Raw genomic sequence first — 23,888 nt, forward strand, 5'->3', positions numbered from 1 at the left:
CGGTCGCTGCCGCCCTGGCAGCGACCGCGTCCCACAGAATCCTCCCCCTTCGGCAGGAAAACGTTTTTTGCGTCAGGTAACGACGATGGTGCCGGACATGTTTTCATGGCCCGAACCGCAAAAGATGTCGCAATAGAATGTAAATTCCCCAGCCTTGTCCGGGACGACCCGCACCCGTGATACCGCGCCCGGCACAATGTCGGTACGTACCCCGAAGTCCGGCGCATTGAACCCCATCGTCAGGTCGAGACTGGTGAACTCCAATACCGCCGGCACGCCTTTCTGCAGCTTGATGATATTGGGCGTGAAGTCGAACTTCTTTGCCGTCACCTTGATGACGCGTTCCTTAGCCCGCCCGAACGCGACGGCCAGGGTGCCAAGCCCGGCCGCGGCCCCTCCGAGCAGCAATACGCGCCGTGTTTTATCGATGCTCATGATTTCACCGCTCCGATGGCAAGTTCGGTCATCGCATATTCCGCATTGCGCGGCTCGGATCTGACCGTCCGCACGCCCAGCCCCTGGTAGGGATGCGCGTCATCCCAGGGCAAAGGCGTGCGCTTGGGCTGCGAACCCGGCGCCGGCAAGGAGAAAATCAGCGACTTGGCGGAGTGGTGCGCGATATGCCCGGTCATGTGGTGGTTTTCCTGGTGGATATGGCCGTAGAAGACGGTGACGTTGGCGTGCGGCATCAGCAGTTCAACCGCCTTGGCGCCGTCGCGCGTGGCCCAATCCCATTGCGGATACAAGTCGAACAACGGACGATGCGCAAATACGACGATCCTGGCATCAGGCGGCAACCGCTGCAGATCGGCGGCCAGCCAGGCGAGCTGCTCGTCGCCAATCTTCGCAGCCGGATCGGAGACATTGTCCAGCACGATGAAATGGACGCCCTTGTGCTCGAAGGTGTAATGCGTCTTGCCGAAAAATTCCTGGTAGGCAGCGCCGTTATCCAGCGCAGCATCGTGCTCTCCGGGCATGAAGTACACTGTCTTCACCCTGAGCGCGGATACGATGTCCTTGAATTCGGCCAGCCGCTGCCGGCGTTCTTTCGGGTCGTCCGTGGTGTGCGTCAGGTCGCCCGTGAATACGATGAAATCCGGCAACTGCTCCAGGCTGTTTACCGTCGCCACGGCTTTTTTGAGCGTCCCTCTCGCATCCGGATTGGGGGCCCCTTCAAAACCCCAATGGGAATCCGACAGTTGCACAAAGAAGAAATCCTCGGCCGCGGCGCCGGCATCCGCCGCCGCAGCCCATCCGCTCAATCCAGAGGCATAAATGACCCCGCCCAGCCCGGCCAAGCGAAGAAACTTGCGCCTGTTCATCTCATTGTCCATCACGACCTCCACGGTTGGATCGATCACACGATCGATACCCCCATGAACCGCCGCCGTTAACAATTTATTCCCGCCATTGCCGCCGATTCGGGAATAAATTTACCGTGATGCCAGTCTTGTGGTGATACCCCATGGAAACGCGAGCATGATCGACTCAACAAGGAATGGACGATTCCAAATGCTGGTGATGCCGCATCTGAACTCGGCATTCAACCTGGCCTGCTGGCTGACGCGCAGCCGCCACGATGCGGAAGACCTGGTGCAAGAAGCCTGCTTGCGCGCTTTCAGGTTTTTTGACGGTTTCCATGGCGAGGATGCCCGTGCGTGGCTGCTCACCATCGTGCGCAACACTTTTTACTCCTGGTACCAGGAGCGCCACGCGCAACCGCAGAACACGCCATTCGACGAAGAATTCCATAGCCTCGACATGGCGGGCGCCATCGGTATGCCGGAGCGCGACAACAATCCTGAAAAACTGCTGATGCGCAAGGACTGCGAACGCCAGTTGCAACGAGGGCTCGCTGCCTTGCCGCTGGAATTTCGCGAGGTCATGGTCCTGCGGGAGCTGGAGGATCTGTCGTACAAGCAAATCGCCGGCATCGTCGGCATCCCGATCGGCACGGTCATGTCCCGGCTCGGACGCGGCCGCAAGCTCCTGGCAACCATTCTGGCCCCGGGCAATCAGGAGGAATAATGGACCATAGCGAAATCATCGAACTGTTGCCCGCTTATGCCGATCAGGAACTTGGCATTGCCGAGACGCTGGCCGTGCAGCGCCATCTTGATGCTTGCCCGGAATGCCGGCGCGAATATGAAGCGCAGGCAGCGTTCGGCAAGCGGATCCGCAAAGAAGCCATCTACTTCAATGCGCCCGCAGACCTTGCCGCGCGTATCGGCGGCGCATTGCCGCAAGACAAGCCGCGCCGCCCTGATCGCGCCAAGAGATGGAATTTCAGCTGGCTGCAGGCCGGCGCCGCCATGGCCACATTGCTGGTCGCCGTCTGGAGCGTCGGCCTGTATGTCAGCCTGCCGTCGGCGCAGGAACGCATGGCCGACGAAATCATTTCCAGCCACGTCCGCTCGCTGCAGGCGGATCACCTGACCGATGTCGCCTCCACCGACCAGCATACGGTGAAGCCATGGTTCAACGGCAAGCTGAATTTTTCGCCGCCGGTCGTCGATCTTGCGGCGCAAGGATTTGTCCTGGAAGGCGGGAGGCTGGACTATCTGGACGGCCATCCGGTGGCGGCGCTCATCTATCGCCGCCAGAAGCATCCGATTAATCTGTATATCTGGCCAGCCGCGACCAAAGATGCCGGGCCACAGGTGGAAACCGGCCGCGGTTACCACCTGGTGCACTGGACGGCGGATGACATGAATTACTGGGCGGTCTCCGACGTGGCTGAAAACGAATTGCTGAGATTTTCAGGCATATTGCGCCTGGCGACGCACCAGTAGGCATGAGCGCAAAAACGGCGGCCGGCAGCGCCCCTGCAAAGGCAAAACATTTCCTATTGAACAACTGCGCAGCTACTTGCATGGGGAATGGATATGTTGCGCCGGCCCCGGGTGGACGGCGATCCGTTGAGGAATGTTGCGGAAAACAACAGGGGCATGGATTGGGGGCATGACAGGATTTGACGCAAATACATGATTTCATTGTATAATTTCGGACTTTTCCAAACCGGCAAGTGATCGACAATCGGGTCAAGAAGCAGTGCGACCGACGAAGTGGTGATTGGCTACCAAACTACCCTGAGGCAGAAAATGAAAGAAGGCATCCACCCGGATTACCGCGAAGTCCTGTTCCACGACGTGTCGAACGACTTCAAGTTCATCACCCGTTCGACCATCGGCACCCGCGAAACCGCAGAATTCGAAGGCAAGCAATACCCGCTGGTGAAGATCGAAGTGTCGGCAGAATCGCACCCGTTCTACACCGGCAAGCACAAGATCGTCGACACCGCTGGCCGCGTCGAGAAGTTCCGTCAGAAGTTCGGTTCGGTTGGCTCGAAGACTGCAGTCTCGAAGTCGGCTTAATCCGCGCTTTCTCCGAAAAAGGCAGCTCCGGCTGCCTTTTTTGTTTGCGCGTTCGGGATCTCATGCCATGTTGTTGAACGCTCCCGAATGAGATTGGGAACAGCTTCCTCGTGCACCGTTGTCTGCGCACCGCAACAGCAAACCCAAATGCCTTGCCGGCAAACCGCTGTGTAGCAGTCAGAAACAACTATTTACGGGGAATTGCTGCACAATAACGGCTGCGTAAAATTGTCCCGGCGAACAACGTTCAAATATCCGGGATGCCAGCTGCGGCACAGATGAAAATGCCGGTGCGCAGCCAGCCCGCCGCGCTACCGCGGCCGCAAAAATAATGGCCCAGGCGCGCAAATGAGGCGCACCGCACCGGCCGCAATGTTGCCCGCGCCGTATCGGCGCCGGGTCCGAACCGATCAGCACGACAAGACAAGAGCAATAACATCTTGATGAAGCCAGTCCGTCTTCCAGCATCAGCCACCAACGCGCTTCCACGCATGGTGCTGCTCGCACTCGCCCTTTTGTACATCCTGCCCGGCCTGATCGGCCGCGACCCATGGAAAAACGAAGATGCCACCAGCTTCGGCATCATGTGGACCATGGCGCACGGCACGCTGGCCGACTGGCTCACCCCCAACGTCGCAGGCCTCGCCTTGCCCGCCGAAAGCCCGCTGGCTTACTGGTTCGGCGCCATCTGCATCAAACTGTTCGGCTGGCTGCTGGGCGATCCGCTGGCCTCGCGCGTGTCGACCATCGGCTGCTTCCTGGTCGGCTCCCTCTCGATCTGGTACACCACCTATCTGCTGGGCCGCCGCCCCGAAGCACAACCGCTGAAACTGGCTTTCGGCGGCCAGCCTGAACCCAAGGACTTCGGCCGCACGCTGGCCGACGGCGCCTTCCTGATCTATCTCGGTTTCCTCGGCCTGCTGCTGCACAGCCACGAAACCAGCCCCAAGACCCTGCAGATCGCGCTGGTTGCCTACGCCATGTATGGCGCCGCCCGCGTGTTCGATTTGCACAAGCGGCGCCATGCGCTCTGGCTGGGCGCCGCGCTGGGCATGCTGATCCTGACTTATGGCTGGCTGTTGCCGGCCGGTGCGCTGATCGGCTTGCTGGTGCTGGCCGCGGTGCGCAAGGATGCCGCAGCCGCCCGGCTGATCCTGGGCATATCGCTGCCGGTCGCCGCACTGATTTGCGCGCTGTGGGTGTTCGCCATCCGTACCCTGCTGCCGGCAGAGGCCGCCGGCCAGTTCGATATCTGGATGAGCTGGAACATCTACCAACTCAACGGCCCGACACTGGCCACGCTGGCCTTCTTCCTCAAATACGGCGTGTGGTTCGCCTGGCCGGCCTGGCCTTTTGCCGGTTGGGCCGTCTACGCCTGGCGCCGCCAGTTGCGCTCGCTGCACATCGCCCTGCCGCTGGCCTTCTTCATTCCCCTGACCTTGCTGGTGCTGGTCAACGTCCACAGCGAAGAAGGCATGCTGTTGCCGCTGCTGCCGGCGCTGGCGATCCTGGCCGCCTTCGGCCTGCCGACCATGAAGCGCGGCGCCATCAATGCAGTGGACTGGTTCTCGGTGATGACGCTGACCACCTCGGCTGCGTTCATCTGGATCGGCTGGATCGCCAAGGAAACCGGCTGGCCGGCGCAGATCGCGCGCAATGCCTACAAGCTGGCGCCGGGTTTCAAGCCCGGTTTCGAATGGATTTCCCTGGCCATTGCGATTGCCGCTTCGGTTGCCTGGATCATGGTGGTGCACTGGCGAATCTCGCGCCGCCCTTCGGTGCTGTGGCGCGCGGTGGTCTTGTCGTCCGGCGGCGTGATCCTGTGCTGGGTGCTGCTGATGACGCTGTGGCTGCCCTGGGTCAACTACGGCAAGAGCTACGCGGGCGTGGCCCAGCAGATTGAATCCAGGCTGACCTCGGTCAAGCAATGCGTGCAAAGCAACGTGGGGACTGCCCAGCGCGCATCCTTCGCCTATTTCGGCAACGTGCGCTTTGCCGACGAACGCGACCAGCGCTGCGACTACCTGCTGCTGCAGGATGACATCAGCAACCAGGATGCTTCGCCGATGCTGCGCCAGTATCCAGGTTCCTGGCAGATCGTATGGGAAGGCCGCCGTCCGTCCGACCGCGACGAGCGCTTCCGTCTCTACCGGCGTACCGGCCAGTGATGCCTGCCGCGCCTTTTTCCACTACCTCAATTTGAATTCAGACACACCACCTCTTTCCTCGCGCATCCACGTCGGGCGCATCGCACGCCTGGCATGGCCGCTGCTGGTCGGCCAGCTGGCGCTGATCGCCAACGGCGTGATCGATACCGTGATGGTGTCGCGCTTCTCGGCGCTCGACCTGGCCGCACTGGCGCTGGGCGTGTCCATCTACGTCAGCGTGTTCGTCGGATTGTCCGGCGTGCTGCAAGCCTTGCAGCCGACGATCGGCCAACTGTTCGGCGCCGGCCGCCACGGCGACATCGGCAACGAAGTCAAACAAGGGCTGTGGCTGGCGCTGCTGCTGAGCATCTTCGGCTGCCTGGTGCTGGCCTTCTCGCCGTTTTTCCTGTCCTTCGCCAAGGCCTCGCCGGAGCTGGTCGAAAAAGCCACGCTCTACCTGCGCATCGAAGCGCTGGCCCTGCCGGCCACGCTGGCGTTCCGCGTCTATGCCTCGCTCAATACCGCCATGTCGCGGCCCAAGATGGTGATGGCGATCCAGGTCTGCGGCCTGCTGCTGAAGCTGCCGCTGAACGCGCTGCTGATCTTCGGCGGCCTTGGCCTGCCGGCCTTTGGCGGCCCCGGCTGCGCGATCGCCACTACGCTGATCGCCTGGCTGATGGTCATCGTGGCCTGGCTGCTGGTGGCGAAGCTGCCCGATTACCGTCCGCTGAAATTGTTCGGCACCGGCTTCGTGGCGCCCTCCTGGAAGATTCTGCGCACGCTGCTTCGCCTGGGCATTCCGATCGGCTTGTCCTATTTCATCGAAGTCACCGCATTCACGCTGATGGCGGTGTTCATTGCCCGCCTTGGCGCGATACCGGTGGCCGGGCACCAGATCACCGCCAATGTCGGCACGGTGCTGTACATGCTGCCGCTGTCGATTGCCAGCGCCACCAGCACACTGGTGGCGCAAGCCATCGGCGCCAACGAATGGAAGACCGCCAAGAAGATCGGTTATGCCGGCATCCGCCTGTCGATGACGCTGTCGGTGCTGATCGGCATCGTGGTCTGGTTCACGCGCGCGCACATCATCCGCGCCTATACCCCCGATCCCACCATTATCGGCGCAGCGCTGCCGCTGTTCCTGTTCATCGCCTTCTACCAGTTGTTCGACTCGCTGCAGGTCACCACGGCCTTCGTACTGCGCGCCTACAAGGTAGCAGTGATCCCGACCGTGATCTATGCGGTGACGCTGTGGGGTGTGGGATTAGGCGGCGGCTACCTGCTCGGTTTCGATACGCTGGGCGTCACGCCGGCCAGCCTGCAAGGCGCACCGGGCTTCTGGCTGGCCAACAGCGTCAGCCTGGGACTGGTGGGCGCCGGCCTGCTGGCCTATTTGCGCAACATCCTGCGCCGTGCCGGCGCCGCCGGTTCCGCGGCATTCAGGGCCTGACGCACAGGACTCGCTTCAAATGGCCGGGCCATTACGGAGCATGGCGCCGAACAAGTCATCATTGCTGGCCTCCAGCAAACCTTGGGTCTTGGCGGCCTCGGCCGGCCGTCCCAGCAGGAACCCCTGCACCTGATCGCAATGCAGCGCCTGCAGTTCGCGCAGCTGCTCTTCCGTTTCCACGCCTTCGGCCACCACCTCCATCTGCAGCGCATGCGCCAGCGCGATGATGGCCGACACAATCGCCCGCCCCGAATGGTCGCTGGCATCCAGGCGTGAAGTGAAGAAACGGTCGATCTTGATCTGGCGGCAATGAAATTGGGCCAGATAGGCCAGGCTGGAATAGCCGGTACCGAAATCGTCGATCGCGATATCGAAACCCAGCGCCTGCAGATCATTGATGACACGGGTGCTGCGTTCGACATCTTTCATCGCCGCCGTTTCGGTAATCTCGAACATCAGCCGCTGCGGTGCGATGCCCGCCTCGCCGACGATGCTGGTGATGCTGTTGACAAGATCCGTGCGCATCTGCAGCGGCGACAGGTTCAGCGCCACCTTGACCGGTTTGACGCCCACCATGTCCCAGTGCCTGATCTGGCTGCACACTGCGCGCAGCACCCAATCGCCGATCGGGATGATCTGGCCGGAGCGTTCGGCAATGGGAATGAATTCAGACGGCGACATCTCGCCCAGTTCGGGATGAGTCCAGCGCAACAAGGCTTCGACACCGGTCAGCTGGTGGCTGCCGCCCCGGTACTTGGGCTGGAAATGCAGCGAGAACTGCTCTTGCTCGATGGCTTGCTGCAGCGCCTGGCGCACCATCAGGTGGCGCATCGCGCTGGCATGCATGGCCGGCTCAAAAAAGCGGTAAGTGTTGCGGCCGCTCTGTTTGGCCTCGTACATGGCGGCATCCGCATTTCGCATCAAGGCGTCGACCGAATCGCCGCTGTTCGGATAGACGGCAATGCCGATGCTTGATGTCACACGCAGGGTGGCATCCTCGATCTCGACATCCTGACGCAACACTGACAAGATGTTTTCGCTCAGATGCTCCACCACTTCCGGCGACGAGAGATTGCTCATCACCACCACGAACTCGTCGCCGCCGATGCGCGCCACCATATCCTCGCCGCGGATGCAGCCGCGAATGCGCTGCGACACCGACACCAGCAAACCATCGCCCACCGCATGCCCAAGCGAATCGTTGATTCCCGTGAATCCATCCAGGTCCATGAACAGCACCGCAAAAGGCCGTCCGTTGCGACGCGCGACCTGGATCGCGTGCTGGATGCGGTCGGAGAGCAGCACCCGGTTCGGCAGGCCGGTCAGCACATCGTGCGTCGCAAAATGCAGCAGCTTGTCGTTGGTGCGGCCGACGATTTTCTTGAGCACCCGGTTGCGCTGCGCGCCGCTGATGACCAGCGCCAGCGTCATCGCGAAGAAAGCGCCGAACACAATGCCGTTGACCAGATGCTCGCGCGTGATGCTGCGCAGAGCATGGCTTTGCGCATCGGGCATGATCGCCACGGCGCGCAGGCCGGCGCAGGCGCTCGCCACCAAGCCAGCACCCACCAGTATCGAAGCCAGTACGCGCCGGGTCTGCTGCGAATTGAGCGAACCCACAGAATTGGCGCTGGCCTTGCGTGTATTGGTAGAGGAAAACAAGGCGACGGCGAACACCGCCGTCAATTCAGTCGCCAGCACTGCCAGCAGCAGCAGGGATTTCTGGTACTTCAATTCCGGCACCAGCATCATCGCCTTGAGCGCCATATGGAACACAGCGTTCAGCGCAGCGCCAATGGCCACCCCGCCGACCAGCAACCGCGCCGCATGCGGCCGCCGCAATCCGGCCAAGTGCATCAGGTAAAACGCACTGCCCACCGTCAGCAGCAGCGACAATACCCCCAGCCGCGCCTCGAAACCGACCGCCATCGGCAGACGCAGCGCCGCCACGCACAAAAACAGCGCAGCCCAGATGCCAAGGCCGAACACGCCGGCGCCCAGGGTCAGCCACAACCTGCGGTACTGCGCCTCCTGGGTGGAAATGCGCTCAGATACTTCCAGCGCCGCATACGCCGACAAGCTGGCAACCAGCAGTGCGAACGCCAATAGCAGAAAGTTGTACGAACCAGGCATAGATTTGAACCCGCGTTCCTTGGCAGCCTCGGCATGGGCAATCGCTGGAAGCCCATGTGAAACGGCTCTTGCTCAGTATCGCGGCCGTGCCGACTTCACGCGTCTTGCCGCACGCATGCGCGGCAGCAAGAAGCGGAAGGCGTCAGTCGATCTTCCGCTGCATGCCAACGGGTCGCCGCGCTCCATTCGAACTTCGCCCAATATCATCCGGCGAGAATCGCATGCGCAAATGCATGCGTCCGCGACGACGCCTGGGAGATGTCGGAAATTCAAAAAAGTTACGTAACTAAAAAGATACTGCGAAGGTGCTGCCGATTACTTTGATTATTCGATTTGTTTCATCCAGCCTGGACCTTGCAGCAGGAAAGTCCGCCAACCCCATTCACGAACCGGCTTCGACCTACTTCCTGCAGGGAAGAGTGAAGCCTTGGTGATGCTGCGCCGCCATCGTAGCGGCACCTCCCGGCGGCCTTTATTTTAGCCGCTCTGCACAACACTGACTGCTGCCGGACGGCGTGTGGAAAGCCATCAAAAATGTCTCGCGTCCGACACAAGAAATTAAATATTTATTAGTAATAATCTGACAATTTTCTGAAACTGGACTATAACTGTATTAACAGTTTGTGATCGAAAGATTCTCTGTCATGGTGATCGTGCGCACCATGTTCAGTCGTTATTATCAACAACGCACTCTATACGCCAAGTAGACTGATGACATGACATGTGCAATGCATGCCGCTTGCCGGGAAACGCCGCAAGCATCATCGGCGATCCCCTTCGGAGACAGGCACATGGCGCTCTTCCGGCCTTCTGGAAACGCATCCCGCAACAGACTGGGAAGAGCCGTAGCTTGTCGACGACGATACCGGGACATGCCCCATCAGGGCAGTGATTATAAATCACGTTTGCTGCGTAACTCATTCGAAATGCAAACGTACCCCGGAAAACGCTGCGCCAAAGTAACTTCGAATCATGGAAACCTCCAATCAAAAATTCGCCAAACGCTTGCGTGCCTCGATGGAGCAAGCAGGATACGAACCCAAGCCCGCCGTCCTGGAAAGGGAATTCAATTTGCGATACTGGGGCAAGCCGATGACGCTGCATGGCGTGCGTCGCTGGCTGCTCGGAGAATCGATGCCCAAGCAGGACAAACTGGAGACGCTGGCCGAATGGCTGATCGTGACGCCCCAGCATCTGCGCTTCGGCGAAGAGATCGGCAAGCGCATCGACAAACGCCGTGCCCGCTGGGAAGAAGCCATTGGCTACCGCGAGCGCGAAGCCTTTGAAGCTTTCATCAACTTGCCGGCGCCGCAGCGCAAAATCGTCAAAGAAGTGATATTTGCATTTTCTCAGGCGGTGGCCAATAACGCCCCCGACAAAGAAGTAGCCCCCGTGAAAACGGGAACCAGGCGTCGCACCCAAAGCTGACCAAACCTGACTTCGACGCTATCCCTCTCGTTCATCATCATCAGATCTCGGCTGACACAGGGATCACTTCAAATTTCCCCTTCCTGCTTCGCCGCACTGTCGGCACTTCTTTTTCTTTTTTCTGAAACGCCTTGTCGCGTCACTATACCAGGCCACTCAATTCCCATTACACGGGACATCTTGTGGTGAATTATCCACGCTGCCTGATCTCGGATGCGACATGCACGCAATGATCCACTTGCTCCGAAATCGATTCAGGCACCGGACGCTGTCCATCCAGTACCGAAGCAATCCAGGCGGCAGTCGTCTCGGCATCCCGTCCCTCAGGCAAGTCGGGCAACTCTTCAGCCACGCTCTGCTTTTCCACCAGCACCGTCCTCACTCCGCGACTGAACCAGTCGATACGTTGTGCACGGCGCGCGTTGGCAACGGTCTCGCCTTCGGTGCCGCGCATCAGAAAGGCATCGCCGCGCTCATGCGGTGCGGCATGGCCGAAGTAATCGGACAACATGTCCAGATACTCGGGATGGGTGTAGGAAGTCAGACGCAATGCAGGCGCCGCAAACGGCTGCATGATCTTCACCAGCGTATGCGTCGAATTGCGCACACCGAGGATACGGCGCATATCCAGCAAGCGGGAAATCTTCGGCGCCAGCGCCTGGATGGGAATGAAAGCCGGCTTGCCGGCCGCCATCAAGGCCTCCGCTTCCGCAGCCGACGCCGCATGGTCGATACCCAGGGCGCTGATGATTTCGGCGCTGGTCACCCGCAGCGGGTCGTGCGTGACGCCATGCATCAGCACCGGTACGCCGCGCCGTACCAGCAACATGCATAACAGCGGCGTCAGGTTGGCCATCTTGCGCGAACCGTTATAACTGGGCAGCACCACCGGCGCATAGTCGGCCGATGGTGCTATCAGCGGCTGGAACGATGCTTCGGCCGCATCGAGAAAACCGCCGATCTCTTCCACCGCCTCTCCCTTGACGCGCATGGCCAACAGGATCGCACCCAGTTCCAGATCGGATACGCGGCCATCGAGCATGGCTTCATACATCAGGCGCGCATCGTCGCGCGACAAGCTGCGTGCGCCATCCTTGCCACGGCCGATTTCCTTGATGAAACGGGCTGCGGCCAACGGCGGTTGGAGTTGTCCGCCGGCCGATCCGGCGGAAGTGGAAATCTGTTCGTTTTGCATGGCCGAAGGGTACACCAAAACCTCGCCCGGCCGCTGCCACTGCAGTGCAAGAGCACATCCGCAAGGGCTTTCCATTACAATATCGTCTTTCCCGCACGCCCTTGCGAATGCGGGCGGCAACTCCATCTTCCATCCATGATTGTTCTCGGCGTCGAATCCTCTTGTGACGAAACCGGCCTCGCTCTGTACGACACCGAGCGAGGCCTGCTGGCGCATGCCCTGCACTCGCAGATCGCCATGCACCAGGAGTATGGCGGCGTGGTGCCGGAGCTTGCCTCGCGCGACCACATCCGCCGCGCCATCCCGTTGCTGAAACAAACACTGGCCGATGCCGCCGTATCGGCGCACGACATCGATGCCATCGCCTACACCCAGGGACCGGGCCTGGCCGGTGCGCTGCTGGTCGGCGCGTCGGTCGCCTGCGGCCTGGGGTTGGCGCTGGACAAGCCGGTGCTGGGTATCCACCATCTCGAAGGCCACCTGCTGTCGCCGCTGCTGGCCAGCAAACCGCCGCAGTTTCCATTTGTCGCCCTGCTGGTCTCGGGCGGCCATACCCAGCTCATGCGAGTGGATGGCGTGGGCCAATATGAACTGCTGGGCGAGACGCTGGACGACGCGGCCGGCGAAGCTTTCGACAAATCGGCCAAATTGCTCGGTCTGGGTTACCCGGGCGGTCCGGCAATTTCGCGCATGGCTGAATTCGGCGATCCGGCGGCTTACCAGTTGCCGCGCCCGATGCTGCATTCCAAGAACCTGGACTTCAGTTTTTCCGGCCTGAAAACGGCGGTGCTGACCGTGGTCAAACGGCACAACACCAATATCTGCGAACAAGACAAAGCCAACATCGCGCGCGCCTTCGTCGATGCCATTGTCGAAGTGCTGGTGGCCAAGTGCATGTCGGCCCTGAAGGAAACCAGGCTCAAACGCCTGGTGATCGCCGGCGGCGTCGGCGCCAACCGGCAACTGCGCGAAGCGCTCAACGCTGCGGCCGCCAAGCGCCGTTATGAGGTGTTCTATCCCGAGCTGCAGTTCTGCACCGACAACGGCGCCATGATCGCCTTCGCCGGCGCCATGCGCCTGCGCGAGCAGCCGGATTCGGCCAAGCGGGAATACGGTTTCAGCGTGCGTCCGCGCTGGCCGCTGGATGAATTGCGCGCGCCGCAAGCCGCCTGACCTGCCACGCCGCACCATGAAAAAAGGGCCGTTTTCACGGCCCTTTCCATTTGATTCGCGCTATCGCCTGCGGACTACTTCGTGGCTTTCTTCTTCTCGCCGATCCTGCTTTCCTTGCCCGCCAGCAGGTTGCCGATATTCTTGCGATGGCGGTAGATCAGCAGTGCGCTCATCGCCACCACCGCCAGCAGGATGCCGTCGGTACTGCCGAACAACAGGCCGTAGTAGAACGGCGCGAACAGCGCCGCCACCAGCGCCGCCAGCGAGGAATAGCGGAACGCATAGGCAATCACCAGCCAGGTCACCAGCGTAGCCAGCCCCAGCCATACATTCAGCGCCAGCAGGATACCCAACGCGGTAGCCACGCCCTTGCCGCCGACGAAGCGGAAGAACACCGGCCACAGGTGGCCGAGGAACACAGCCAGCGTCACCAGCGCCAGACCGGTATCGTCGACACCGAATTGCGGACCGAACTTTTGCGCCAGCCATACCGCCAGCCAACCCTTGAAGCCATCGCCAATCAATGTCAGCGCCGCCGCCTTCTTGTTGCCGCTGCGCAGCACGTTGGTGGCGCCGGGATTCTTGGAGCCGTAGGTACGCGGGTCGGCCAGGCCAAACAGCTTGGAGACGACCACCGCGAAGGAAAGCGAACCGATGAGGTAGGCTGCAATGGCGAAAAGGATGTTGTACATGGATGAAAAGTCTTTCAGATAGATCTTGTCGTTATCGGTTTTTGAATGTGGATACGCTAGTCCGGCAACGCGCACTGCACCGGCTTGGCGGGCAGCACCTTGAGGAGCGCAGCCGGATCGATGCCGACCAGGAAACCGCGCCGTCCGCCGTTGATGTAGATCTTGCCGAGTTCGAGGATGCTCGACTCGACATACACCGGCATCGCCTTGCGGGTACCGAAGGGGGAAGTGCCGCCGATCAGGAAGCCCGAATGGCGGTTGGCCACCTCCGGCTTGCAAGGCTCGACCGATTTGCAGCCGATCTGGCGCGCCAGGTTCTTGGTGGAAACCTTGCAGTCGCCATGCATCAGCACCAGCAGCGGCTTGGCAGCTTCGTCCTGCATCACCAGCGTCTTGACCACGGCATGCTCCTCCACGCCCAGTGCACGCGAAGACACGGCCGTGCCGCCATGCTCTTCATAGTCGTAAGGATGCTCGCTGAACGCCACGCCGCTCTTGCGCAGGAACTGCGTCGCCGGGGTTTCGGAGATATGTTCTTTTTTGGAACTCATGGGATTGTATAAATCGTCACGGCGTCGTCGTGCAAAGACACTCCAGCAACGCCGCCATGGGCGCACATTATGCCGCAAGAACGGCATAATACGCGCCTCCATCCTTGCGACCAAGCAAGCCCGCAATGCAACAAAGCCCTGATCCGACAAGTTGCCCTGCAATCATCCCCGTGGATGATGCTGCGCATGCAACTGCTTGAGGCGCTCACGCGCCACATGGGTATAGATCTGTGTGGTGGAAATATCGGCATGGCCCAGCAGCAATTGCACCACCCGCAGGTCGGCGCCATGGTTGAGCAAATGGGTGGCGAAGGCATGGCGCAGCGTGTGCGGCGACAGGCGTGCGGTAATGCCTGCCTGCAGCGAATATTTCTTGATCATGGTCCAGAACATCTGGCGCGTCATCGGGCCACCGCGCGCGGTGACGAACAGCGCATCATCGACCTGCCCGCTCAGGATCTGCGGCCGGCCTTCGGCCAGGTAACGCGCGATCCATGCGCCGGCCTCCTCGCCGAACGGCACCAGGCGCGTCTTGCTGCCTTTGCCGGTCACGCGCAGCACTCCCTCGTTCATGCCGACTTCGATACTCTTCAACAGCACCAGTTCGGAGACGCGCAGGCCGCTGGCATACATCAATTCGATCATGGTGCGGTCGCGCAATCCCAATGGCGTCGACACGTCGGGCGCCGCCAGCAGCGCCTCCACCTGGCCTTCCGACATGGTCTTGGGAAACCGCTGCGGCTGCTTCGCCGAACGCAGCTTGAGGCAGGGATCGGCGCTGATGCGGTTCTGCCGCAGCGCCAGCTGGAAGAAGCGCTTGAGCACTGCCAGCCTGCGGTTGGATGAACTGGCCTTGGTCTCGGCGTGGCGCGCGGCGAAATAGGCGTTGAGGTCGTCCGGCTGGGTGGCATACAGCGACTTGGCGCGCTCCAGGCCCAGCCAGTGCGCGTACAGAGTCATATCGCGCCGGTACGCATCCAGCGTGTTCTTCGACAAGCCATCCTCCAGCCACAGGCTGTCGCAAAACTCATCGATTGCCTCGCGGCTCTCTGGCGGCGCCTCGATCTTGGGGGTCATACGTCCCATCGTGTGCGGGTCCTCAGTATCCTGTCACGCCTTCGTGCTTGAGCAGCCAGCGCTTGACGTTCAGATAAAAGCCATCGACATCGTCGTGATGCGAAAAACCACCCAGCCCACCCGCCGCCGTCACACGGTGGCAAGGCACGATCAACGGATACCAATTGGCGCCGCAAGCCTGCCCGACGGCGCGCGGGGCCGACTTGATGCGGCGCGCGATATCGCCATAGGTCAGCACCTGCCCACTGGGAATTTCCGAGATGGCATGCCAGACGCGCTTCTGGAATTCGCTGCCGGCATCGGCCACCGGCAGCTTGAAGCGGAATTCCGGATCCTTCAGGTAACGCGCGATCTGCTTGGCGGCCTTGGCTGCCAGCGGATCGGTAGCTTCCTTCTCGGCGAAATGGCGCGGCAAATAAACCATCTCGCGCACCACACCCGCTTCGGTGCGAATGCCCATGCCGCCGAACGGCGTGTGGACAACGGCGGCGAACAAGTCGGCGAGCTGGGTGGCTGGAGTAGATGTCTTCATGATGGAAGTCGGTCGGCAACGATGCTGCGCTATTTTAGAACTCATTTCATCAATCGGCATGGACGCCTGCCACGCCATTTCCGGCGGCGCTTGATACCATCGCCGTTTCTGCCGGTCCAACAACACACCAACGGAGCTCCACGATGACGACAAGCGCCCTGCGCACCGAACCCGACCACCTGGTAGTGACTGCCGCCTCGCTGGCGCAGGGCATGGCCTGGGTAGAACAAAAGCTGGGCCTGAGCATGGCGCCGCGCATCGGCGGCGAACACGTGCGACTGGGAACACATAATGCGCTGATGTCGCTGGGGCCGGGGTTCTATCTCGAAGTGATCGCGGTCGATCCGCTGGCGCCGGCGCCGTCGCGTCCTCGCTGGTTCGGCCTCGACACGCAGGAAGACCATGCTTTCCCACGCCTGGCGCACTGGGTGGCACGCACCAGTGACATCCATGCAGCAGTGCAAGCCTCGCCGCTCAAACCCGGCATCGTCGAAGAAATGAGCCGGGGCGCACTGCACTGGCTGATCACGATCGCCGCCGACGGCCGCCTGCAATGCGACGGCCTGCTGCCGTCCCTGATCCAGTGGCAAAGCCAGCCGCATCCGGCGACCGCATTGCCTGACCTCGGTTGCCGCTTGGTGACGCTGGAAGGCCGCCACCCGCAGGCAGGCGCATTGTCGGCTTCGCTGCACGCCATCGGGCTGGACGACCAAAGGATTGCCCTGCATGAGGCCAAGGTGGCGGCATTGTCCGCCACCATCATGACGCCTCATGGAATTCGCGTGCTGGGCTAGCAAACAGGGCCACAAAAAGAAAAAGGCGCATCAACGATGCGCCTTCAAAAACTCCTGATGCATTCCCGGCTGTTTAGACAGCTCAATCGAATGCACGTCTCCTCAGTTTCCTCGGTATCTATACCGTTTGTTATGCACCACCCGCTTACATTCGGCCGGCCCCGGCGCCGCTTTCCGATGCGTCGGAAAAGCTGGCCTCGCGAGGCGTTGTACATCACAACAAAAACATCAACAAAGACTGACAGATTCGATTGCCGCGCCGGAAAGTGCAGCATGCCGGTTCAGCAAAGCACGCACTTTAACAGTACTTAAGACACTTTTCAAAGTACTTTTTGAGAGAATCTCACACATACTTCCTGGCAACTTAACAGACATCTGACGAAGGCGGCACCACCTTCCGGCGGCGCCCTCGTCATGCCTGCATCAGTTAAATACCAGATTAGGCAGCCACAGCGACAGTGCCGGCCAGTACGTCACCAGCGCCAGGAATCCCAGCATGGTCAAGAGCCACGGCATGACCGCGATGGTCAGTTCGGTGATGCCCATCTTGGTGATGCCCGAGGCGACATACAAATTCAGGCCCACCGGCGGGTGGCACATACCGACTTCCATGTTGACCACGATCAGGATGCCGAAATGCACCGGGTCGATCCCCAGCTTCATCGCCACCGGGAACAGGATCGGCGCCATGATCAGCACGATCGACGAAGGCTCCATCACGTTACCGGCCAACAGCAGCAAGATATTCACCACCAGCAGGAAGGTGATCGGCCCCAGGCCGGAGTCGGTGATCCAGGCTGCCATCGATTGCGGGATGTTCTCGCTGGTGACCAGGAAGGAGAACAGCACGGCATTGGTGATGATGTAGAGCAGCATGGCCGACATCGAGGCTGAGTCCAGCAGCACCTTGGGCACTTGCTTGAGGCTCATGTCCTTGTAGACGAACACGGCAATGATGAAGGCATACACCGCAGCCATCGCAGCCGCTTCGGTCGGCGTGAACACGCCGGTATAAATGCCCCCCATCACGATCACGATCAGGAACAGCCCCCAGCCGCTTTTACGGAACGCGACAAAGCGCTCTTTCCAGCTCGCCTTGGGCAAGCGCGGGTAATTGTTCTTGCGCGCCAGGAACCAGGTCGTCAATCCAAGCAGGAAGGCCAGCAGCAAGCCCGGTACCACGCCGGCCATGAACAGCTTGCCCACCGAGGTATTGGTCGAGACCGAATACATCACCATCACGATGGATGGCGGGATCAGGATGCCCAACGCGCCCGAAGTCGTAATCACGCCGGCGCCGAACCGGTTCGGGAAGCCCTGTCTGACCATCGCCGGCAAGATGATGGAACCGATCGCCACCACGGTGGCCGGCGACGAACCCGATACTGCCGCGAACAGCGCGCAAGCCATCACGCCGGCCAGCGCCAGGCCTCCATGCCAGTGCCCGACCATCGATGTGGCGAAGTTGATCATGCGCCGGGCCACACCGCCATGCGTAAGGAAATTACCTGCCAGGATGAAGAACGGGATCGCCATGATCTCGAACTTCTCGATGCCGGTGAACAGTTTCAACGCGACCGACTGGATCGGCACGTCGGTCATGGCGAACAGGAACGTGAGAACGGTCAGGCCGAGTGAAATCGAGATCGGCATGCCGGTCAGCATCAAGCCGAACAGCAGGACGAAGATGATGAGGGCGTTCATGCTTTTTCTCCTTTGACTTCTTCATCCAGGCCTTCGACAAAGGCGTGGTCATGCTTGGGCAGTTCGCCCGTCTTGGAGAAATTCCATGCCACCTGCAAGAAGCGGAAACACATCAGATAGGAACCCAGCGGCACCGCCAGATAAACGATCCACATCGGCACTTCCATCACTTCAGAGGTACTGTCATGCTGGCCGATGTTATAGACGAACTCGGCCCCGAAGGTGCCGACGATACCGGTAAACAGCGCGCCGGCGAGCAGGCCGAGAATCACGAACTTGTTGCGCCATGGCGTGTTCAGGCGATTGATCAGCACGTCGACGCCGACGTGGATGCCGGTGCGCACGCCATAGGCGGCGCCGAATTTGGCCATCCACACGAACATGTAGATGCACAGCTCCTGAGCCCAGCTCATGTTGATCTGGATCAGTTGATCCTGCAGCCAGGGAATGTCGAGGCCTGATGCATAACGATGCACCACAGCCACGAAGATGATGACGGTCGCAGCCGCCATCAGGAAGGCGATCAGCCATTCCTCGAGATGGTCGAGAAACTTCATGGTATCTCCTGCTCCGATGTTGCCGGTGCACTGTGGCGCGCCGGCCATCGAGCGTAGGTTGGATTTCTTCTTGTGAGTGAGCGGGCGTCCGCCTGAACGGCGGACGCCCGGTTACCGGTGACGGGAATTACTTCTGGCCCAATGCTGCCGCTTCTTTGTTGACGGCTGCGATCAGGTCCTTGTCAATACGGATTTCCATTTGCTTTTGCACCGGCACGAGGACCTTGCGCCATTCCGCCTTTTCCTTGTCGCTCAGGCGGTAGACGGTGGTCTTGCCGGTCTTCTCGACAGCCAGCAATGCGGCATCGTTTTCTTGTTGCGCAATGGCGTTGGCATACTTGGTTGCATCCTTCATCGCGCCTTCCAGCTGGGTGCGGATGTCGGACGGCAAGCCATCCCAGAACTTCTTGTTGACGATCACCGCGTAGCCCAGGTAGCCGTGGTCCGACACCGTCACGTGCTTCTGCACTTCATGCATCTTCTGGGTGTAGAGATTCGAAGGCGGATTCTCGGTGCCATCCACCACGCCGGTCTGCAGCGCCTGATAGACCTCGGAGAAGGCCAGCACCTGCGGGTTGGCGCCCAGCGCGCGCATCTGCGCGTCCAGCACCTTGGACGACTGGATACGCATCTTCAGGCCGCGGAAATCGGACGGGGTGTGCAGCGGCTTGTTGGCCGACATCACCTTGAAGCCGTTGTCCCAGTAAGCCAGGCCGGTAATGCCCTTGGGCTCCAGTTTCTTGAACAGGTCGCGGCCGATCGGCCCTTCTGTCACCCGGTACAGCACTTCCTTGCTCGGGAAGATGTAGGGCAAGTCGAACACTTCGAATTCCTTGACGCCCAGCGGGCCGAACTTGGCCAGCGACGGCGCCAGCATCTGCACCGCGCCCAGTTGCAGCGCTTCCAGCTCTTCCTTGTCCTTGTACAGCGTGCTGTTCGGATAGACCTCGACCTTCACGCGGCCCTTGGTGGCCTTCTCGGCCAGTTCCTTGAAGCGCTCGGCGCCCTTGCCCTTGGGCGTATCGTTAGCCACCACGTGGCTGAACTTGATGATGATAGGCTGCTGCTGTGCGAAGGCGCTGCCGGTGACGATGGCTGCTGCGGACAACGCGAACAGCAAGGATTTAAGCTTCATTGTGTCTCCCCTGATATGTAGAAATTAAGATTTTTTTATAGTTTTTTGGCGCATAGTCCAACTGGCTTGCGGATTTTCCATAGCTCAACGAAACAGGGCAACTGTGGATAACCACAATAAGGTTTGTCCATTGCCACGCCTACGCTGCACCGCACAATGCTGGCGCCCGGCAGCGCCCACGGCTACACTGGCGGCGTCATGAAACCGCCGCCACCCACGTCTACCCAACCCACGCCCGCGTCGCTGCTGCTGGAACCCAGCCGCAAGACCACCATGCGCTGGCTGATCCCGATCTTGCTGGTCTTCCTGTTCCTGACCACGCTGATCTGGCTGCCGCGCCAGGCGCAACAGATGGAAGCCAGCGAACGGCTGGAGCAGCTGATTGCCGACTCGCTGTGGGTGGAACAGGCGATCCGTTTCCAGTTGAGCCGCGACGACGAAAGCATGCGCATCATCGCGCGCGAGATCAGCAACAACCACCTGCGCCAGGACCATTTTCGCAGCCGCCTCAACGCCCTGCTGCGCAATAACCGCGAGTTCTACCGCGTCACCTGGTTCGGCCCGGACGGCAAACCGGTGGCTTCCACCGATGACTTCCCCATTACCCGCGAGGACCTTTCCGACTCCTCGCGCATGACCAGCGAACGCGCGCGCCAGATCCGCCGGCCGCTGTACAGCCCGCCGGCCGTGCCGCCCGGCATCGCCGAACCGGCGCTGATGGATTACCACGTGCCGATGTTCCGCAACGACCACTACATCGGCAGCCTGGTTGCCAGCTACGCGGTGGCGCGCATCCTCAACGAAATGGTGCCGTGGTGGTTCGCCCAGGACAATGAAATCTCCCTCACCGACACCGACGACAACGTGGTGGCGCGCCGCACCGCCGGCGGCCAGGGCCTGAACGTCTACACCCACCGGCGCGAACTGGAGCTGCCCGGCCTGACGCTGGTGCTGCACACCAACAGCACCAAGAGCGCCCCCAAACTCCTGCCCAACCTGCTGGTGGGCTCGGTGATCGTGCTCTCGCTGGGATTGCTGTGGAGCCTGTGGGCGCTGTGGCGCGACGTCAACCGCCGCACCAAGGCCGAGGGCGCGCTGCTCAATGAAGCGACCTTCCGCGCCGCGATGGAAAACTCGCTGGTCACCGGCATGCGGGCACGCGACCTGGAAGGGCGCATCACCTACGTCAATCCGGCCTTCTGCAAGATGGTCGGCATCCCGGCCGAGGAGCTGGTGGGCAAGATCCCGCCCATGCCCTACTGGGCGCCGGAGGCCATGGACGAATACCAGGAGCGCTTTTCCAACGTGCTGGCCGGGCGCATCACGCCGCAGTTCGAAACCATCTTCCAGCGCAAGGACGGCGAACGCTTTCCGGTGCTGATCTTCGAATCGCCGCTGGTGGACCAGAACGGCAAGCAGACCGGCTGGATGGGCTCCATCCTCGATGTTTCCGAGCGCAAGCGCGCCGAAGACCTGAACCGCACGCAGGAAGAAAAGCTGCAAGCCAGCGCGCGCCTGGCCAGCATGGGCGAGATCGCCTCCACGCTGGCGCACGAATTGAACCAGCCGCTGGCGGCCATTTCCAGCTTCACCACCGGCGCGCTCAACATGATGCAGCAAGGCAACGCCGATCCCCGGGCGCTGCAGCCGGCACTGGAAAAGATCCACGCACAGGCACAGCGGGCCGGCCACGTAATCCGCAGCGTGCACCAGTTCGTCAAGAAACGGGAACCGGCCCGCCAGCGGCTGCGGATCGGCCAGTTGGTCGACAACGTGACGCCGCTGGTGGAATTGCAGGCGCAGCAATTTTTCGTGGTGCTGCAAACCCATGTGCCCCCCAACCTGCCCGCGGTATTGGGCGACCAGGTGCTGCTGGAACAGGTGATCCTGAACCTGACGCGCAACGGCATCCAGGCCATGGCAGGGGCGCCGCCGGAGCGCCGTATCCTGCGCATCGTGGCCGAAATCGACCGCAGCCCGGCCACCGCGGAGTCGGTGGTGGTGTCGGTGATCGACCAGGGCCACGGTATCCCGGAAGATGTTGCAGCGCGCCTGTTTTCGCCGTTTTTCTCGACCAAGGCCGAAGGCATGGGCATGGGCCTGAACATCTGCCGCACCACCATCGAATTCCACGGCGGCACGCTGACGTACACCAACAACCCGACAGGCGGTACAATCTTCCGGTTTTCGCTGCCCGCGCAAGGCGGGACCTACTACTAAAAAATCAGAGAAGAGACAAACGGAAACGTGCCTGCCACGCTCCGTTGCACACCGATGCTGCATATAGTCGACGACGAAGAAATCATCCGCGACTCGCTGGCCTGGCTGGCGCGCTCGCGCAATATTGCCGCCGCCAGCTACGAGAGCGCGCAAGCACTGTTGTCGGCGCTGGAGAGCGCCGCCGGTTTCGATCCTGATGGCGAATGCATCCTGCTCGACATACGCATGCCCGACATGAGCGGCGTGGCGCTGTTCAACGAACTGGCCGCCAAGGGCCTGGCGCGGCGGCGTCCGGTGATCGTCCTGACCGGCCACGGCGATGTGCCGATGGCGGTCGACATGCTCAAGAACGGCGCCTTCGACTTCTTCGAAAAACCCTTCAACGACAACCAGTTGATGGACCGCGTACTGCAAGCGCTGGAAAGCTCGTGCGCAGCCGGTGAGGAAGAGGCGATACAAACCCGCCTGGCCGGTCTGTCGATGCGCGAACGCGAAGTCCTCCACCTGATCCTGGCCGGCAAGATGAACAAGGTCATCGCCGATGAATTGGGCATCAGCATGCGCACGGTGGAAGTGCACCGCGCCCATATTTTCGACAAGATGAACGTCAAGACTGCGGTCGAACTGGCGCGCCTGCTGAAGTAGCCGCGCTAGTGTCCTGAGTTGTTAGCTTGTTGCATCAGGAAATTTGGCTAAATGAGAGTCAGGCTAGGCGCAAACCGCAGCGATAGTGGGACTATCGCGAGGATTTGCAACGACGCATGGCGCTCATTTAGCCAAATTTCCGCAACGAGCTAACAACTCAGGACACTAGACCCATGGATATCCTCAACCTCCTGCTGCCGGACTTCAGCCTGATCGCGCTGGGCGTACTGGTCTACCGCCTCACCAACTGGGGCGACAACTTTTGGGCCGGGCTGGAAAAGCTGGTTTACTTCCTGCTGTTCCCCGCCCTGCTGTTTTATTCCACCGCGCGCCTGAAGCTGGACCTGTCGGTCACCGGCGGCCTGCTGCAGACCGGCATGCTGGCGCTGCTGCTGGGCATCGTGCTGACCTGGCTGGGCAAGCCTTTCATCAAGACCACGCCGATGACCTACGAGTCCGGCATGCAGACCGCCTATCGCTTCAATTCCTACATCGCCTTGGCCCTGGCCACCCGCATGGCAGGAGAAGAAGGCGCGGGGCTGATGGCCATGCTGCTGGGTTTCGGCGTACCGCTGTGCAATGCGGCGGCGGTGCATGCTCTGGCGCACAAGAGTGGCAACCTGCTGCGCGAACTGTCGCGCAATCCGCTACTGATCGCCACTGCCGCCGGGTTGCTGTTTTCCGCTGCCGGGCTGCATCTGCCTGAAGTGGCCGGCGTGGTGCTGTCGCGCCTGGGCAGCGCGTCGATCGCACTGGGGCTGCTGATGGTAGGTGCGGGACTCAGGCTATCGGGACTGAAGGAGAGCAAACTGATGGTGGCCTGGTTTATCGCCATCAAACTGCTGGCGGTGCCGGCGGCAGCCTTCTTCATCGGACGCCAATTGCAGCTGCCCGTACTGCAATGGCAGATCGTGGTGCTGTTCTGTGCGCTGCCGACCGCTTCCAGCGCCTACATCCTGGCTACCCGCATGGGCGGCAACGGGCCGGCCACCGCCTTCCTGATTTCCTTCGGTACGCTGGTGTCGGCGCTGACCATCCCGTTCTGGCTGGCACTGGTCCACTGACCGGCGCCAGCCAT

General features: G+C 61.1%; 22 protein-coding genes. 11 read left to right on the forward strand and 11 right to left on the reverse strand.

Annotation, left to right across the window (positions count from 1 at the left end; genetic code table 11):
- Positions 1-72 precede the first annotated feature (72 nt).
- Both AKL28_RS15730 and AKL28_RS15735 read right to left on the reverse strand, forming a co-directional pair.
- Entirely contained in the window at positions 73-435 is a 363-nt protein-coding gene (locus AKL28_RS15730) for a cupredoxin domain-containing protein (protein ID WP_050469113.1), read from the reverse strand.
- Positions 432-1,334: a metallophosphoesterase family protein gene (locus AKL28_RS15735; protein WP_050469114.1), complete on the reverse strand. Its 903-nt coding sequence runs from the start codon at positions 1,332-1,334 to the stop codon at positions 432-434. The genes AKL28_RS15730 and AKL28_RS15735 overlap by 4 nt, the downstream gene beginning before the upstream one ends.
- A gap of 145 nt (positions 1,335-1,479) precedes the next feature.
- Between AKL28_RS15735 and AKL28_RS15740 the strand changes: the two genes are divergently transcribed.
- The 5 genes from AKL28_RS15740 (at position 1,480) to AKL28_RS15760 (ending at position 6,974) form a co-directional block, all read left to right on the forward strand.
- Positions 1,480-2,028, forward strand: a complete 549-nt coding sequence (locus AKL28_RS15740) for a sigma-70 family RNA polymerase sigma factor (protein WP_050469115.1) — start codon at positions 1,480-1,482, stop codon at positions 2,026-2,028.
- A complete protein-coding gene (locus tag AKL28_RS15745; RefSeq protein ID WP_050469116.1) occupies positions 2,028-2,792 on the forward strand; it encodes an anti-sigma factor family protein in 765 nt (254 codons plus the stop codon). Before AKL28_RS15740 ends, AKL28_RS15745 begins: the two co-directional genes overlap by 1 nt.
- Before the next feature lie 309 nt (positions 2,793-3,101).
- Positions 3,102-3,374, forward strand: coding sequence for a type B 50S ribosomal protein L31 (locus tag AKL28_RS15750; RefSeq protein ID WP_050469117.1), 273 nt, complete (start codon positions 3,102-3,104; stop codon positions 3,372-3,374).
- Positions 3,375-3,817: 443 nt separating this feature from the next.
- On the forward strand, positions 3,818-5,542 hold the full coding sequence (locus tag AKL28_RS15755) for an ArnT family glycosyltransferase (RefSeq protein WP_050469118.1): 1,725 nt from the start codon (positions 3,818-3,820) through the stop codon (positions 5,540-5,542).
- Positions 5,543-5,573: 31 nt separating this feature from the next.
- Positions 5,574-6,974: an MATE family efflux transporter gene (locus tag AKL28_RS15760; protein WP_050469119.1), complete on the forward strand. Its 1,401-nt coding sequence runs from the start codon at positions 5,574-5,576 to the stop codon at positions 6,972-6,974.
- A gap of 15 nt (positions 6,975-6,989) precedes the next feature.
- Here AKL28_RS15760 and AKL28_RS15765 read toward each other — a convergent pair whose 3' ends face one another.
- Positions 6,990-9,107, reverse strand: coding sequence for a putative bifunctional diguanylate cyclase/phosphodiesterase (locus tag AKL28_RS15765; RefSeq protein ID WP_050469120.1), 2,118 nt, complete (start codon positions 9,105-9,107; stop codon positions 6,990-6,992).
- Positions 9,108-10,079: 972 nt separating this feature from the next.
- Here AKL28_RS15765 and AKL28_RS15770 point away from each other — a divergent pair.
- A complete protein-coding gene (locus AKL28_RS15770) occupies positions 10,080-10,535 on the forward strand; it encodes a hypothetical protein (RefSeq protein ID WP_050469121.1) in 456 nt (151 codons plus the stop codon).
- Between the two features lie 190 nt (positions 10,536-10,725).
- On the opposite strand, the gene ybiB is transcribed toward AKL28_RS15770, so the two are convergent.
- A complete protein-coding gene (gene ybiB / locus AKL28_RS15775; RefSeq protein ID WP_082221519.1) occupies positions 10,726-11,730 on the reverse strand; it encodes a DNA-binding protein YbiB in 1,005 nt (334 codons plus the stop codon).
- Between the two features lie 135 nt (positions 11,731-11,865).
- On the opposite strand from ybiB, the gene tsaD reads away from it, so the two are divergent.
- A complete protein-coding gene (tsaD, locus tag AKL28_RS15780) occupies positions 11,866-12,903 on the forward strand; it encodes a tRNA (adenosine(37)-N6)-threonylcarbamoyltransferase complex transferase subunit TsaD (RefSeq protein WP_050469122.1) in 1,038 nt (345 codons plus the stop codon).
- A 74-nt stretch (positions 12,904-12,977) separates the two neighbouring features.
- Here the strand turns inward: tsaD and plsY are convergent, their stop codons facing one another.
- The 4 genes from plsY to AKL28_RS15800 form a co-directional block, all read right to left on the reverse strand.
- Positions 12,978-13,595, reverse strand: coding sequence for a glycerol-3-phosphate 1-O-acyltransferase PlsY (plsY, locus tag AKL28_RS15785; RefSeq protein WP_050469123.1), 618 nt, complete (start codon positions 13,593-13,595; stop codon positions 12,978-12,980).
- Positions 13,596-13,651: 56 nt separating this feature from the next.
- Positions 13,652-14,146, reverse strand: a complete 495-nt coding sequence (locus tag AKL28_RS15790) for an aminoacyl-tRNA deacylase (RefSeq protein ID WP_050469124.1) — start codon at positions 14,144-14,146, stop codon at positions 13,652-13,654.
- A 162-nt stretch (positions 14,147-14,308) separates the two neighbouring features.
- The gene (gene xerD, locus AKL28_RS15795) at positions 14,309-15,232 is read right to left on the reverse strand and encodes a site-specific tyrosine recombinase XerD (protein ID WP_050469125.1); all 924 of its coding nucleotides are present in this window, start codon (positions 15,230-15,232) and stop codon (positions 14,309-14,311) included.
- 13 nt (positions 15,233-15,245) lie between these two features.
- Positions 15,246-15,755: a methylated-DNA--[protein]-cysteine S-methyltransferase gene (locus AKL28_RS15800; RefSeq protein WP_050469126.1), complete on the reverse strand. Its 510-nt coding sequence runs from the start codon at positions 15,753-15,755 to the stop codon at positions 15,246-15,248.
- Between the two features lie 143 nt (positions 15,756-15,898).
- On the opposite strand from AKL28_RS15800, the gene AKL28_RS15805 reads away from it, so the two are divergent.
- A complete protein-coding gene (locus tag AKL28_RS15805) occupies positions 15,899-16,549 on the forward strand; it encodes a VOC family protein (RefSeq protein WP_050469127.1) in 651 nt (216 codons plus the stop codon).
- Positions 16,550-16,972: 423 nt separating this feature from the next.
- Here AKL28_RS15805 and AKL28_RS15810 read toward each other — a convergent pair whose 3' ends face one another.
- The 3 genes from AKL28_RS15810 to AKL28_RS15820 all read right to left on the reverse strand — a co-directional run bounded on the left by AKL28_RS15810 (position 16,973) and on the right by AKL28_RS15820 (position 19,945).
- Positions 16,973-18,253: a TRAP transporter large permease gene (locus AKL28_RS15810; RefSeq protein ID WP_050469128.1), complete on the reverse strand. Its 1,281-nt coding sequence runs from the start codon at positions 18,251-18,253 to the stop codon at positions 16,973-16,975.
- On the reverse strand, positions 18,250-18,810 hold the full coding sequence (locus AKL28_RS15815; protein WP_050469143.1) for a TRAP transporter small permease: 561 nt from the start codon (positions 18,808-18,810) through the stop codon (positions 18,250-18,252). The genes AKL28_RS15810 and AKL28_RS15815 overlap by 4 nt, the downstream gene beginning before the upstream one ends.
- 127 nt (positions 18,811-18,937) lie before the next feature.
- Positions 18,938-19,945, reverse strand: a complete 1,008-nt coding sequence (locus AKL28_RS15820) for a TRAP transporter substrate-binding protein (RefSeq protein WP_050469129.1) — start codon at positions 19,943-19,945, stop codon at positions 18,938-18,940.
- Positions 19,946-20,143: 198 nt separating this feature from the next.
- Here AKL28_RS15820 and AKL28_RS15825 point away from each other — a divergent pair, with 198 nt between their 5' ends.
- From AKL28_RS15825 to AKL28_RS15835, 3 genes are all read left to right on the forward strand, one after another.
- Positions 20,144-22,165 (forward strand): PAS domain S-box protein, encoded by a 2,022-nt coding sequence (locus AKL28_RS15825; protein WP_050469144.1) that lies wholly within the window; start codon positions 20,144-20,146, stop codon positions 22,163-22,165.
- A 54-nt stretch (positions 22,166-22,219) separates the two neighbouring features.
- The gene (locus AKL28_RS15830) at positions 22,220-22,810 is read left to right on the forward strand and encodes a response regulator transcription factor (protein WP_050469130.1); all 591 of its coding nucleotides are present in this window, start codon (positions 22,220-22,222) and stop codon (positions 22,808-22,810) included.
- A 173-nt stretch (positions 22,811-22,983) separates the two neighbouring features.
- Complete coding sequence (locus AKL28_RS15835; RefSeq protein ID WP_050469131.1) at positions 22,984-23,874, forward strand: AEC family transporter; 891 nt, start codon at positions 22,984-22,986, stop codon at positions 23,872-23,874.
- Positions 23,875-23,888: the final 14 nt, after the last annotated feature.

Origin of the sequence: Herbaspirillum chlorophenolicum, from assembly GCF_001189955.1 — a bacterium.
Classification (GTDB): Bacteria; Pseudomonadota; Gammaproteobacteria; order Burkholderiales; family Burkholderiaceae_D; genus Herbaspirillum; species Herbaspirillum chlorophenolicum.